Raw genomic sequence first — 13,819 nt, 5'->3', positions numbered from 1 at the left:
CATTCCGGGGCGAGCCTCAGCGAGAGCCCGGAACCCATCAACACGACCGTGCAGGAGAAAGAGCCATGGCAGCCGGTGCGTTCTGTTCCGGCACCCTCAGCGTGTATGGGTTCCGGGCTCGCCTGCGGCGCCCCGGAATGACGGTGGTGCTCTGTCCTTCCGGGGCGAGCAGCGCGAGAGCCCGGAACCCAGAGCCGCTAACGATCTCGGATCAGGAGCCATGGCAGCCGCGCACCCGTCCACAAACCTCAGCGTGTATGGGTTCCGGGCCCGGCCCGCAGGGCCGTCCCGGAATGACGGGGGTGCTCTATCGTCCCGATCCGCTCCGCGGCCCCGGCCACGAAGGCAGGCCCAACATCGCCGCGCTTGAGCGCAGGGCGGAGCCTTGAACGCAAAAAGTAAAGGGACGGCGGCTGAGCTCCGCCGTCCCCTCACGCGATCGGTTCGGGTCTCGATATCCGATCGTAAGGGAAAGAGATTAGCCGCCGAGATGTTTGAGCGGGTCGACCGGGGTCGCGCCCTTGCGGATCTCGAAATGGAGCTGAGGCGAGGTCACGTTGCCGGTCTGGCCGGAGGTCGCGATGACCTGGCCCCGCTTCACCTGCTCGCCGCGCTTCACGTTCAGCGAACCGTTATGGGCGTAGGCCGACACGAAGCCGTTCTCGTGCCGGACGAGGACGAGGTTGCCGTATCCCTTCACTTCGCTGCCCGCATAGGTCACCACACCGGCCTCGGCGGCCTTCACGGGAGTTCCTTCAGGGACTGCGATGTTGATGCCTTCATTCCCGCCGTTCGCACCGAAACCGGCGATGACCCGGCCACGAGCCGGCCACCGGAAGTCACCAGCGGGCTCCGCGACACTGGCGGTCTGCTCCGGCTCCTGAACCTTGGCGGGCTGGGGCGCGGGGGCTGCGGCGACGGGCGCGGGGGCAACGGGCTGGGGCGCCGCGACAGGCTTTACCGGCTGAGGCTCGGCGATGGCCGCAACCTTTTGCGGCTCGACCGGCTTCGGCGCGGACACGAGAGGTTCGCTGCCGGCGGACGCGACCTTCACCGGAGCCGGTGCGGAAACGGCCTTGACGGGCGAAGGCGCAACGGGCTCGGCCTTGGCGACGGCCATTCCAGGGCGCACGCGCTTCGGCGCTTCCACGGGCTCGTTGGAAACGACCTCGCCTTTCTTGTTCTCCACGAGGCGGAACTTGGGTTGGCCGGCCGGCGCGACGGGCGCCGGGGCGACGGCCCGGGCGGGGGCTGCAGCGACCTGCGTGCCCGATGCGCTGTAGACCGGGATCACAAGCTGCTGGCCGGGCTTGATCTGGTTCGCGCTCGACAGCCCGCTCGCCGCGAGGATCGCGCTCCCCGGAACGCCATAGCGCTGGGAGATCGTATTAATGTTGTCGTTGCTGCCGACCGTAATCGCCGTACCGCCCGCGGAGGACCAACCGGCCTGCCCGCCGGACGATGCCCTGGCGGGAGCCGCTGCGACTTGCGCCGGCTGAGACAGGGGCTGAGCGTGGACCGGAGGAAGAGACTGCGACTGCACGGGCGCGGTCGGCACGGCGGATGCCATCTGCTGTGGCTGAGCCGGCGCCGCGGCGGCAGTTTGATTGGAATCGAACCGCTCGCTCGTCGAGAAGGGATTGGAGAACGGATTGTCGGCGAACCGGACCGTGTCCGAAGTACAGGCTGCGGCAGTACTCCCGATCACGCTCACAAGAGCGATCCGCGATATCGCGACCCAATGCCCAGAACACCTACGCTGCCGCATAACTCAAACCCCAACCGACGCAACTCGATGGCGGCATTAAAGCCCTATTGAGGTTAAGCAACCGTTTCCGGCCCGAATTTTGTCGTAACCGTAAGCAAAAAATTTCAATGCGAGGCTTTAAAGCGTCTCGGCTACGCCTCGGACGAGAGGGGACAGGCGCAGCGGCGGGCCGAGTTCCTGTCGCAGCTCGCCCTCTTGCAAGCGCTCGATCCGGACGAGGCGCGGCGCGCCTTCGACGGTCAGGGCACCGACCAGCCTGCCTCCCGGTCCGAGATGGTCAGTCACCGCCTCGGGAATTTCCGGCACCGCCCCGTTGAGCAAGATACGGTCGAACCGCTCCCGGGGCCGCAGGGCCAGACCGTCGCCCACTTCCATCCGGACCTTGTCGGCATCGACGATCTTCAAATGCTGCCGGGCACCCTCAGCCAGGGTGTTGAAGCGCTCGATGGTAAAGACCTGTCCGCCGAGCCGCGACAGAAGCGCCGTCACGTAACCGGTGCCGGTCCCGACCTCGAAGATGTTCTGCCCCGGCGCCACGCCGAGGGCCAGCAGCATGGCCGCGACGGTCCGTGGTCCCGTCATGGTCTGGCCGCAGGGAAGCGGCAGGGCGATGTCGGTGCGCGCGAGATCGGTGAAACGCCGCGGGGCGAAAACTTCTCGTGGCACCAGCTCCATGGCGCGCAGGAGCGCCGTGTCGCGGATGCCGCGCGCCCGAAGGGAGAGAATGAAGGACGCAACGCCAATGGCCTGCTCCTCGGCGCGAGCGTCGTCGTACCCCTCCGGAATCAGGTCGATCGGCTCCGGTCGAGGCATCGGCTCCTTCATCGCGGGAACGGCTTTCTATTCGAAGGCCTGGGCGTAGCGCGTCAGGCTCGGTTCATCGGTCATATCGAGACGAAGCGGCGTGACGGCGATGCGCCGGTTGGCAATGGCCCAGAGATCCGTCCCGTTGCCAGGCGTGAAAGGCTTCCGCTCGAACGCGATCCAGTAATACGGATTGCCACGACCGTCCTCGCGCTCGTCCAGGCGCAGAAGCTCCTGCGTCCGCTGTCCTTGGTTCACGACGGCGGCGCCTTCGACCTCATCCGGCTCGCAATTGGGAAAGTTCACGTTGACGAGGATTCCGCGATCGATTCCGATATCGAGCACCTTGCGGATGATCTTCGGCCCATGATGCTCGGCGCAATGCCATTTGAGATCGTGCCGGCCTCCGGCTCCATAGGCCTGCGAGAGGGCGATGGACGGCACGCCCAGGATCGTCCCCTCGATCGCCCCGGCGACGGTGCCCGAATAGGTCACATCCTCGGCGACGTTCTGTCCTCTGTTGACGCCGGACAGCACGAGATCGGGCCTGCGTTCCCGCATGAGATGACGCACGCCCATGATGACGCAATCGGTCGGCGTTCCCTTGACCGCGTAATGCCGGTCCGAAATCTGCCTCAGGCGCAGGGGATCGTTGAGGGACAGGGAGTGAGCGACGCCGCTTTGGTCCGTTTCCGGTGCGACGACCCAGACATCGTCCGAGAGGTTCCTGGCGATCGCTTCCAGGACCTTGAGGCCCGGAGCGTGAATGCCGTCGTCGTTGGTGCAGAGAATGCGCATGTCAGCCCTGCCGCTCGAGGCGCGTGAGCCCGCCCATGTAGGGTTGGAGCGCCGACGGAATCGTGACGCTGCCGTCCTCGTTCTGATAGTTCTCCAACACGGCTACGAGAGTGCGGCCCACCGCGAGCCCGGACCCGTTCAGGGTGTGGACGAAGCGCGGCCCCTTGCCGTCGGCCGGACGGTAGCGGGCATTCATGCGCCGGGCCTGGAAATCGGTGCAGACCGAGCAGCTCGAAATCTCCCGGTACATTCCCTGCCCTGGCAGCCAGACCTCGATGTCGTAGGTCTTGGCGGACGCGAAGCCCATGTCGCCGGTGCAGAGGGTCATGGTACGGAACGGCAGATCGAGCTTCTTCAGCACGTTTTCGGCGCTGGTCAACATGCGCTCGTGTTCCTCGGCGGATTTCTCCGGCGCCGTGATCGAAACGAGTTCGCATTTCACGAATTGATGCTGGCGGATCATGCCGCGGGTATCACGGCCCGCCGCGCCGGCCTCGGCCCGGAAGCTCGGGGTCAGCGCCGTGAAGCGCAGCGGCAGCTCCTCCTCGGAGAGAATCTGCTCCCGCACGAGATTGGTGAGCGACACTTCAGCAGTCGGGATCAGCCAAAGATCGACCCGGTCGTTCCGGATCTCCTTCCAGTAATGAGCGACGTTCTTCCACACGAAGTCGATCAGATCGCTGTATTCCGGATCGCTGAACTCGATGCCCTCGTTCAGCAGCCTTTTCAGGGCCTCGACGGCATCGCTCGTCTTCTCGCCGTAGGACTTGCCGTAATCCTTCATGATCCGTTCGGCCAGATCCTGGATGTCGGTCGGCCGTGTCGTGCCGAACTGGTCGTCGCGGAACTTCGGCAGCTGGGCGGTACCGAACATGGCCTCCTCGCGCACGAGAAGCGGTGGGTTGATTTCGGTATAGCCATGCTCGTTGGTGTGGAGATCGATCATGAACTGGCCGAGCGCGCGCTCCAGGCGGGCCAATCCGCCCTTCAGCACCACGAAGCGGGCCCCGGACATCCGGGCCGCCGCCTCGAAATCCATCAGGCCGAGCGCTTCGCCGATCTCGAAATGCTGCTTGGCCGCCGCGAGATTCCTCGGGTTGCCGAAGCGGTGACGTTCCTTGTTCTCCGTTTCGTCCTCGCCGTATGGAACATCTTCTTTCGGGAGGTTCGGCACAGCCGCGAGCGCGTCGGAGAGCGCCTTCTCGGCTTGGCGCTCCACCAGCTCCAGATGCGGCACACTTTCCTTCAGGCGCGCCACTTCGGCCATCAGCTCCTGGGCTCGCCCCTCGTCCTTCTTGGCTTTGGCCTGGCCGATTTCCTTGGAGAGGGCGTTGCGACGTTCCTGGGCCGTTTGAAGCGCGGAAACGGCGGCCTTGCGGCGATCATCGAGCGCGATCAGGGAGGCGGACAAGGGCCCCATGTTCCGGCTCTGGAGGCCCTTGTCGAATGCCGCGGGATTCTCGCGGATGAAGCGAATGTCATGCATGGAACCGACCGTCTTGCGAAGCACGGCCCGTTTTCTGCTCCAGGCCGCCCTTAATCAATGCCAAGGTTGGCGGCCGGCCGTAAAGGAGGAAGACCCTATTCGGCTGCCGCACGTGCGGCCTCAGCTTCCGCACGCTGCCTCTCCACCATCCGGACGGAGAAGATGGACGCCTCGTAAAGAAGCAAGGTGGGGACCGCAAGGGCGAACTGGCTGATCACGTCGGGCGGCGTCAGGACGGCAGCCAGGATGAATACCACGACGACCGCATAACGGCGCTTGCTCTTCAGGAATTCCGAATCGATGATTCCCGCTCGCGCCAGCAGGGTCAGGACGACCGGCAACTGGAAGCAGATGCCGAAGGCGAAGATCAAGGTCATGATCAGCGAAAGATACTCGCTCACCTTCGGCAGGAATTCGATGCCGGGCGACGAATCGGTCGCGAGCTGCTGCATGCCGACCGAGAAGCGCATGAGCAGCGGCATGGCGATGAAATAGACGACGGCGGCTCCGACCGTGAACAGAACCGGGGTCGCGAAAAGATAGGGCAGAAAGGCCCGGCGCTCGTTCTTGTAGAGACCGGGCGCGACGAACTTGTAGATCTGGATCGCGATCATCGGAAAGGCCAGGAACCCGGCCCCGAAGGCAGCGACCTGGATCTGCGTGAAGAGGTATTCCAGGCCGTGGGTGTAGACGAGGTGCGCCTTCTCGGGCGATCCGACAGCGATCACGTATGGCCATACCAGCGCATTGTAGATGTACTTCGCGCCTGCAAAGCAGACGAAGAACATCAGGACGAAAGCCACGAGCGCCTTGATCAGGCGGGTGCGCAGTTCGGTCAGATGCTCGATCAGGGGCGCGCGCGACGCCTCGACCTCATCCTCTTCGACGGTCGTCATTCGGATTTCGCGTCAGGTTTGTCTGTTGCCGGCGCGGCCGGAACGGTCGAGAGCGGCTGAGCCGCCCCTTCCCTTGCCTCGGCTTCTTGCTTCAGGACGGTGGCGATGGACTCCGCCGGATCGACGATCGGCGGAACGGAGGGGATCGGAAGCGCCAGAAGCGGATCCACGGGCGCCGGCGGGCTCGCCTCGCCCCGTGCTTGAGCCGCCGCCTCGGAAACGGTTTCGGCCGGGCTCTTCTCAGGCGGCTGGCTGGAAGATGAAGGATCGGCGGCTGCCGAGGCCGGGGTCTCGATAGCGCCTTTCAACTCGTCCCGGATGGTCTGCATCGGGTTGAAGCCCCTGTTCATGGACGTCACGGAATCGTTGAGCCCTTGAAGCTGGCGCTTCGCATCGTCGAGATCGGCCTCGCGCATCGCCTCCTGGAACTGCCCCTGGAACTCCGCCGCCATGCGGCGAAGCTTCCCGGTTACCTGTCCGACGGTGCGCAACGCCTTCGGCAGATCCTTCGGACCGATGACGATCAGCGCCACGGCGCCAATGACCATCACCTCACCCCAGCTCATGTCAAACATGGCGCGGACCCAACCCTGCCTCGAACGCTACTCTCTTGACCGCGAGACGCAACACGCCCCGCGGACGGCCTCAAATCGCGGCGCTTAGCCGACCTTGTTGTTGGTCGTGGCCGTCGTGGCCGTCGGTGTCGCCTGATGATCGATAGTGCGGACAGGCTCCACCGGCTCGACCGGCTTGGAAGGCGTTTCGTCTTCGGCCATGCCCTTCTTGAAGGCTTTGATGCCCTTTGCGACATCGCCCATCATGTCGGAAATCTTGCCGCGTCCGAACAACAGGACAACGATCAGACCCACGACGATCCAATGCCAGATACTCGCGCCACCCATGGCAATCCTCCTGCGCCTCTTTCGGGCGCGGCTCCTCAACCGAAACGTGCCGCCAACCTAGGGATCGGACGCGGCGAAAACAAGGACATCCTTTGGATCGATCTCGATTCCCACATCTTGCCCTTCCTTAACGGGAAGAGGATCGTGAATGCGGGCCTGGAGAGGCCGATCGACGCCTTGGACGTCGATATGGACCATGTCCACCTCCCCGAGGAAGCGCCGCGACACAACCCGACCCGGCAAGCAGAAGCCGGACGGTTTGAGGCGCAGCCCTTGGGGCCGTATGCAGATGACTGCCGGGCCATCGGGAAGATGCGGCGCCGGAAAGACACCGACCGGGCAGGATGCCTGCCCTCCTCTTACCACGCCCGGAACCTCGTTGAAATCACAGAAGAACCGTGCGGCAAAAAGGCTGACCGGCCGCTTGTAGATCTCTTCCGACGTTCCTTCCTGGATAATCGCCCCTGATTGCATGAGGACAATGCGATCCGCAATGCGCATCGCCTCCTCCGGATCATGGGTGACCACGATGGTGGTCGCGCCGGTCTCCCGGAGAATCGCCACGGTCTCGTCGCGGATCGCATCGCGCATGCGCCGGTCGAGGTTGGAGAACGGCTCGTCCATGAGAAGCACGCCAGGGCGCGGCGCGATCGAGCGGGCCAGAGCCACGCGCTGCTGCTCCCCGCCGGAAAGCGTGTGCGGGAATTCATCGGCATAACGGTCGAGGCCAACCCGCGACAGGGCCCGGCGGGCGGCGATATCGGCCTCGGAGGCGGAAAGGTCCTTCAACCCGAACATGACGTTCTGGAGGATCGTCATATGGGGGAACAGGGCGTAATCCTGGAACATCAGCCCGACGCCGCGCCGCTCCGGCTCCACATAGGCCCTGGGACCGCTGACCTCGAGGCCATCCATCAGAACCCGGCCCGCGCTCGGCGTCTCGACCCCGGCCGCGATGCGGAGAAGGGTTGTCTTGCCGCAGCCGGAATGGCCAAGAAGGCATACCAGCTCTCCGGGATCGACCGTCAGCGAGACCCCATCGAGAGCCCGCATTTCCCCGTAGGCCTGAACGATGCCATCAAATGCCAGCTGCGCCGGGATCGACGCCCCGGCCGTTCCCCGCTGTCCCCAGAGGGGCAGACGAAACCGATCCCTCACCTGAACGCGTTTCCCGCTCATTCAGAGCCGTTCCCGCTCTCGTCGATGCTGAGCGGCTGGAAAAGGTCGTCACCGTCAAGGGGATCCTCATCTTCCCGAAGGGCCTGGTCGTCCGTCGGAACGGGGATCGACAGGTCCGGCGGCACACGCCCCTCAAGGAAGCCTGCGCCCTTGAGCTCCTCCAGACCCGGCAGATCCTCGATGGCGTCCAGGCCGAAATGCTCGAGAAACTGAGGTGTCGTCCCGTAGGTCACGGGCCGGCCGGGCGCCTTGCGGCGGCCCCGGAGTCGAATCCAGCCGGTTTCGAGCAGGGTGTCGAGGGTCCCCTTCGAGGTCGCGACACCACGGATCTCCTCGATCTCCGCCCGGGTGACCGGCTGATGATAGGCGACGATCGCAAGCGTCTCCATGGCGGCACGGGAGAGCTTGCGCTGCTCGACAACGTTGCGGGCCAGAACGAAAGAGAGGTCGCTGGCGGTCCGAAAGGCGAAGCGTCCGGCAACCCGCACGAGATTGACCCCGCGGCCGGCGTAAAGCGCCATCAGGTCCTGCAGAATGGTTCCGACATCGGCTCCTTCCGGAAGGCGGCCGACCAGATCGTCTACGCTCAACGGCTCGGCGGAGGCGAACAGAAGCGCCTCGGCGATGCGCGTCGCCTCGTGGTGATCGGGAATACCGGCCGCGTCGGCCTGGGAAACCTCGGCGGTTTCCTCGGCCATGTCTTGTGTTTCATCCATATCAGGCTCCTGCCTCCGCCGGATCCTGAACCGGCTTGACCCAGACCGGCGCGAAGGCTTCGTCCTGCCGGACGGTGAGCTTGCCTTCGCGAACCATTTCAAGAGTCGCCGAGAGGGCGGACGCCAGTACGGTCGGCCGCATGGCGGGCTCGACCATATATTGCACCAAGTAAGTATCGAGGGTGGTCCAGTCGCTCAGGTGTCCCACGAGCCGCTCAAGGGCCTCGCGGGCCTCCTGCAACGACCAGACGGAACGCTTGTGCAGGGTGACCCGCGTGTTGAGCTTGATCTGCCGCTGCCTCGCATAGGCTGTGAGGAGGTCGTAGAGGCTGGCCTCGTACCGGGCGTCCCGCCGGACCACCACGGGTTCCGGGGCTCCGCGGGCAAAGACATCGCGGCCGAGCCAATCCCGCTCTCCAAGCTTCTTGGCGGCCTCGCGAATGGCCTCGAGGCGGCGCAGGCGCAGGGCCAGGGCCGTCGCCAGCTCTTCGGCGCTGGGCTCCTCGCCCTTCGGAGGTTCAGGCAGCAGGAGGCGGGACTTGAGATAGGCGAGCCACGCGGCCATCACCAGATAGTCCGCCGCGAGCTCAAGGCGCATGCGGCGCGCTTCTTCGATGAAGGTGATGTATTGCTCGGCCAGGGCGAGGATCGAAATCCTGTGGAGATCGACCTTCTGCCGGCGCGCAAGCTCGAGCAGAAGGTCCAAGGGGCCTTCGAACCCATCCACATCGACATGCAGCGCGGGCTCGCTTTCCGCGCGCTCTACGGGAGCACCGTCTTCGAAGGGTAAGGGCTCTGCCATCAATGATACTCTATACGATCGGCACGCAGCATCGGCCGCTTAGGCGACCATCGCAAGCGCGGCGTCAAGTCTTGCACGGGCATCCACAGGATCAAACGGCTCCGCCTCGTGCCCGATGCGCCGCAGAGCAGCCTCTGCGCGCCGCAAGGCCTCGCCTTCGAGCATGGGCGTGCCTTCGGCCACGGCTTCCATCTCGTCCATTCTGCCATTGCAGTGAAGCGCCATGTCGCATCCGGCCGCGAAGGCTTTCTCGGTCCGCTCCCGATAGGAGCCCGAGAGGGCCTGCATCGAGAGGTCGTCGGTCATGACGAGGCCGTCATAGGCGAGATGACCCCGGACGATTTCGGACATGACGATGGGCGATGTGGTGGCGGGATTGTCGGGGTCGAGCGCCGTGTAGACCACATGGGCCGTCATCGCGAGAGGCATGTCGGAGAGAATGCGGAACGGTGCGAAGTCGTGCCGCTCCAGCTCGGCGCGGGACGCATCCACGACCGGCAGCGCGAGATGGCTGTCGGCGCCGGCCCTGCCGTGTCCCGGCATGTGCTTGATCACGGGCAGGACGCTGCCGGCCAGAAGCCCCTCCGCCGCGGCGCGGCCCAGCACGGCGACCTGCTCCGGAGAACGGCCATAGGCTCGGTCGCCGATGACATCGTGGGCGCCCGGCGTCGGAACGTCGAGAACGGGCAGACAATCCACGGTGATGCCAACGGCGCGCAGGTCATGGGCGATCAAGCGGGCGCCGAGCCTCGTAATTTCACGGCGAACGATGGGATCGTTGGCATGGATCCGGCCATAGGTGCCGCCCGAGGGGTATTTCGGCCAGTTCGGCGGACCCAGCCGCTGCACCCGGCCTCCTTCCTGATCGATCAGGATCGGCGCATCGGCACGCCCGACCGTTTCCCGCAGGGCTTCGCAAAGAGCCCTCACCTGCTCGGGGCTCTCCACATTGCGCTTGAACAGGATAAACCCCCACGGCCCGGCCTCACGGTAGAAGGCGGATTCCTCGGGGGTCAGGGATAGGCCGGAACAGCCGGCGATTAGGGCGCGGGTCATCATTCCCGCGCCTTAAGTCCCCTGCCCGGCAGGGTCAAGGACCTCACGCTGGATTATCCCGGCGGGAACCAAGGTCCGTCAGTTCTTGGCCACAAAGCACTGGCCACCCTGCCCCTGCACCTTGGAGCAAAGGGTGGAGGCATCGTCCCGCGACATGGGGCCGACCCGGACACGGAAGATCGTGTTGCCGTTGACCTCGGCCTTGCGGATGAGACCCGGCTGACCCTCGAGCTCCGGATACTTTTTCTGGAAGCCGACCAGAACCTTCTGGGCCGCGGCTTCAGAATTGGCGAGGCCGAGCTGGACGGCGAAGCCCCCCTCGGCCGGGGCGGCGGACGGAGCCGACGGGGCCACGGCCGTCGGCTGCGCCGACGCAACACGCTGCGGCTGCGGCTTCTGCTGCGTCGAAGCGTCGCTCGGGGCTTCCGCAACCGGGGCAGGAGCCGCCCTCGGCGTTGCCGCTGCCGGGGTCGATGCCGCCGGCTTGGGTTGGGGCGCGGCCTGGGGCTGCGCCGCCGCAGGCATGGTCATCGCCGGGGGTGCAGCGGCAACCGCAGTCGCCTTGGCAGGAGCATCGGAAGCCGAAGACCCATCGGGCCGGATCGTCACGGTCCGGACCTTGCGCGGCTCGCCGAGATTCAGGCCGTTTACGGGGTGGGGCGACGGCGAAGTCGCACCGGTCGCCTCGGATGCGGCATTCATGCGCACGGCCTGCTTGACGTCGACAGGCTGTTCGGCACGATTGACCACCTTCGTTTCGGCGTCCTGATTGGTGCGCTCGTAGATCTGCTTGTTCTGATTGGGAATTTCCACGCCGCCGGGATTCTGCGGCTGAACCTTGATCGGCTCGTTGGTCGCCTTGATCAAGGGCGGCTCGCCACCACCGATGGCGGAATGCGCGCCACCCATGAAGAATGCAGCCCCACCGCCGATCACGGCGGCGCTCAAGACGGCTCCGATAGCGATGAGCCCCTTGCGCGACCGCGGTTTTTCCATGCCGTAACCGTCGACATCGTCCGGATATCCCGCAGTAGAATGACCGTCGCCCTGCCCTTCGTAATAGCTCTGCTCGTAAGGCTGATTGTAAGCATCGGTCGCTTGAGGCTGATAACCGTAATCCTGCGCCGGAGCGGCCTGATGAGCCTGCCCGTAGGCGTGAGAGTCGTAGCCCGGGTCGGAGTGGCCGTAATCTCCCTGGCTGCCCTGAGCAGCATAGTGGGACGGCGCCGCTGCCTGCGGGCGCACGGCAAAGAGCTCGTCGGCTGAGGGGCTGCCAGGCGCCGCACGGCGGGCCTGAGGCGCATCAGCCGCCAGAAGGGACTGGAAAGGATCGTCCTGACCCACGATGCGGGCCAGTTCCGCCAGCGGATCGCCCCGTCCGGCGGACACGGGTTGGGCGGGGGCGCTCTGCGCCTGGGCGATTTGACGTTCGATCTCGTTCAGATCGACCGCAAAACGGGGCTTCATTGATTCGCTCATCGCGCCGGACCTCCGGGTACTGCGATACGGACGCCCATCGTCCATATCGGCCAGACGTTAGGTAACCCGTACGAGCGCTCGGAAACGGTTGTCCCGCCTCAGAAAATCAACGCATTTCGTCGGGAGCCGTAACGCCCAAAATTGCAAGCCCCGCAGACAGCACACCCTTCAGGGCATGCACGAGAGCGAGCCTCGCTTGAGTTGAATCTTTATCAGTTTGATTAACAAAGCGTAATTGAGGCAAGTCTTTCCCTTTGTTCCACAAACTATGGAAGGCGCTCGCCACATCGTAGAGGTAGAAAGCCACCCGATGAGGCTCATGGGCCTCGGCAGCCGCTTCGACCATCCGTGGGAACTGCGCGATCCGGTGGATAAGATCCATTTCCGCCTCATCTTGAAGCAGAGAAAGATCCGTCTCGGCAAGCCGTTGCGGCGAAAAGTCTCCATCCGGGAAGGCTTCCCTCGCCTGCCGGAAAACGGAGGCGCAGCGGGCATGGGCGTACTGGACGTAGAAAACGGGATTGTCCTTGGACTGCTCGACCACCTTGGCGAGGTCGAAATCCAGGGTGGCGTCGTTTTTCCGGAACAGCATCATGAAGCGAACGGCATCCCGTCCGACCTCATCCACCACATCACGGAGCGTCACGAAGTCCCCGGCCCGCTTGGACATTTTGACCGGCTCTCCACCTCTCAAGAGGCGAACGAGCTGGCAAAGCTTGACGTCCAGATCGCCCTTGCCTCCGGTCACGGCCTTCACGGCGGCCTGCATCCGCTTGACGTAGCCGCCGTGGTCGGCGCCCCAGACGTCGATCATCGAAGCAAAGCCGCGCTCGAACTTGGACCGGTGATAGGCGATGTCGGACGCGAAATAAGTGAACGAGCCGTCCGACTTCAGCAGGGGGCGATCGACCTCGTCGCCGAATTCCGTGGCCCGGAACAGGAGTTGCTCCCGGTCCTCCCAATCCTCGTCCTTCTGGCCCTTCGGCGGCGGCAACCGGCCCATATAGACGAGGCCGCGCTCCTGCAGATCCGCAATGGTCTTGGCGACCTCTCCACCGTCGTCCTGCTGAAGGGTGCGCTCGGAGAAAAATACGTCGTGGCGGATGTTGAGGGCCGCGAGATCCTCCCGGATCATGTCCATCATGCCGTTGATGGACGCTTCCCGCACCAGGGCGAGCCATTCGGATTCCGGCTTTCCGAGAAGCTCCCTTCCGTGCTCGCGGGCGAGCTTTTCCCCCACCGGCTTGAGATAATCGCCCGGATAAAGGCCCTCGGGAATAGCCCCGATGTCCTCGCTGAGAGCTTCGCGGTAGCGCAGATAGGCCGAGCGGGCCAGCACGTCGACCTGCGCGCCCGCGTCGTTGATGTAATATTCCCGGGTCACGCGATACCCGGCGAAATCCAGCAGGGAAGCGAGCGCATCCCCGAAGACCGCGCCACGGCCGTGACCCACATGCATGGGGCCCGTCGGATTGGCCGAAACATATTCGACGTTCACCGCCGCTCCGCCGCCCTGGGTGCTGCGGCCGAAGCCTTCGCGATCGGTGACGGCGGCGCGCAGCACCTCATGGAGCGCACCCGGAACGAGCTTGAGGTTGATGAAGCCCGGGCCCGCAACCTCGCCGTTCGCCACTCGTGGGTCGTCGCGCAGATCGGCGACGATGAGATCCGCCAGGGCGCGGGGATTCATGCGCGCTTCCTTGGCAAGAACCATGGCGGCGTTGGTCGCCAGATCTCCGTGAGACGGATCCCGCGGCGGCTCCACCACGACGCGGCTTGCGTCAAGGCCCGATGGGATCTTTCCCGCCTCGGCCAACCGGCCAAGCGCATCCGCCACCCGCTGCTCAAACAGTCCGAAGATGTTCATGGTACTCTGTCTCGATCGGGCGAACGGCCCTTAAGAAGCTTTGGCGCGCCTCAAAGGCGCGGCCGG

General features: G+C 64.9%; 13 protein-coding genes. All 13 read right to left on the bottom strand.

What is annotated here, in order from left to right:
* Window positions 1–478: 478 nt before the first annotated feature.
* The 13 genes from LJD17_RS16315 to argS all read right to left on the bottom strand — a co-directional run bounded on the left by LJD17_RS16315 (window position 479) and on the right by argS (window position 13,753).
* On the bottom strand, window positions 479–1,714 hold the full coding sequence (locus LJD17_RS16315; protein ID WP_227385258.1) for a peptidoglycan DD-metalloendopeptidase family protein: 1,236 nt from the start codon (window positions 1,712–1,714) through the stop codon (window positions 479–481).
* Window positions 1,715–1,885: 171 nt separating this feature from the next.
* Window positions 1,886–2,581, bottom strand: a complete 696-nt coding sequence (locus LJD17_RS16310) for a protein-L-isoaspartate O-methyltransferase family protein (RefSeq protein WP_227385257.1) — start codon at window positions 2,579–2,581, stop codon at window positions 1,886–1,888.
* A gap of 27 nt (window positions 2,582–2,608) precedes the next feature.
* Window positions 2,609–3,370: a 5'/3'-nucleotidase SurE gene (surE, locus tag LJD17_RS16305; RefSeq protein WP_227385256.1), complete on the bottom strand. Its 762-nt coding sequence runs from the start codon at window positions 3,368–3,370 to the stop codon at window positions 2,609–2,611.
* A 1-nt stretch (window position 3,371) separates the two neighbouring features.
* Complete coding sequence (gene serS, locus LJD17_RS16300) at window positions 3,372–4,856, bottom strand: serine--tRNA ligase (protein ID WP_227385410.1); 1,485 nt, start codon at window positions 4,854–4,856, stop codon at window positions 3,372–3,374.
* Window positions 4,857–4,951: 95 nt separating this feature from the next.
* Complete coding sequence (tatC, locus tag LJD17_RS16295; RefSeq protein ID WP_227385255.1) at window positions 4,952–5,752, bottom strand: twin-arginine translocase subunit TatC; 801 nt, start codon at window positions 5,750–5,752, stop codon at window positions 4,952–4,954.
* Window positions 5,749–6,327 (bottom strand): Sec-independent protein translocase protein TatB, encoded by a 579-nt coding sequence (gene tatB / locus LJD17_RS16290; protein WP_227385254.1) that lies wholly within the window; start codon window positions 6,325–6,327, stop codon window positions 5,749–5,751. The genes tatC and tatB overlap by 4 nt, the downstream gene beginning before the upstream one ends.
* A gap of 84 nt (window positions 6,328–6,411) precedes the next feature.
* Window positions 6,412–6,654 (bottom strand): twin-arginine translocase TatA/TatE family subunit, encoded by a 243-nt coding sequence (locus LJD17_RS16285; RefSeq protein ID WP_227385253.1) that lies wholly within the window; start codon window positions 6,652–6,654, stop codon window positions 6,412–6,414.
* A gap of 57 nt (window positions 6,655–6,711) precedes the next feature.
* Window positions 6,712–7,833, bottom strand: coding sequence for an ABC transporter ATP-binding protein (locus LJD17_RS16280; RefSeq protein ID WP_227385252.1), 1,122 nt, complete (start codon window positions 7,831–7,833; stop codon window positions 6,712–6,714).
* Window positions 7,830–8,549, bottom strand: coding sequence for an SMC-Scp complex subunit ScpB (gene scpB, locus LJD17_RS16275; protein WP_406600827.1), 720 nt, complete (start codon window positions 8,547–8,549; stop codon window positions 7,830–7,832). The genes LJD17_RS16280 and scpB overlap by 4 nt, the downstream gene beginning before the upstream one ends.
* Window position 8,550: 1 nt before the next feature.
* Entirely contained in the window at window positions 8,551–9,351 is an 801-nt protein-coding gene (locus LJD17_RS16270) for a segregation and condensation protein A (protein WP_406600826.1), read from the bottom strand.
* Between the two features lie 39 nt (window positions 9,352–9,390).
* The gene (gene nagZ / locus LJD17_RS16265; RefSeq protein WP_227385250.1) at window positions 9,391–10,410 is read right to left on the bottom strand and encodes a beta-N-acetylhexosaminidase; all 1,020 of its coding nucleotides are present in this window, start codon (window positions 10,408–10,410) and stop codon (window positions 9,391–9,393) included.
* Between the two features lie 75 nt (window positions 10,411–10,485).
* Entirely contained in the window at window positions 10,486–11,874 is a 1,389-nt protein-coding gene (locus tag LJD17_RS16260) for an SPOR domain-containing protein (RefSeq protein WP_227385249.1), read from the bottom strand.
* 118 nt (window positions 11,875–11,992) lie between these two features.
* Window positions 11,993–13,753: an arginine--tRNA ligase gene (gene argS, locus LJD17_RS16255; RefSeq protein ID WP_227385248.1), complete on the bottom strand. Its 1,761-nt coding sequence runs from the start codon at window positions 13,751–13,753 to the stop codon at window positions 11,993–11,995.
* Window positions 13,754–13,819: the final 66 nt, after the last annotated feature.

Source organism: Microvirga rosea, from assembly GCF_020595095.1.
Lineage (GTDB): Bacteria > Pseudomonadota > Alphaproteobacteria > Rhizobiales > Beijerinckiaceae > Microvirga > Microvirga rosea.
The sequence above is the reverse complement of the archived record's forward strand: the minus strand, read 5'-3'. Positions and strand labels throughout refer to the sequence as shown.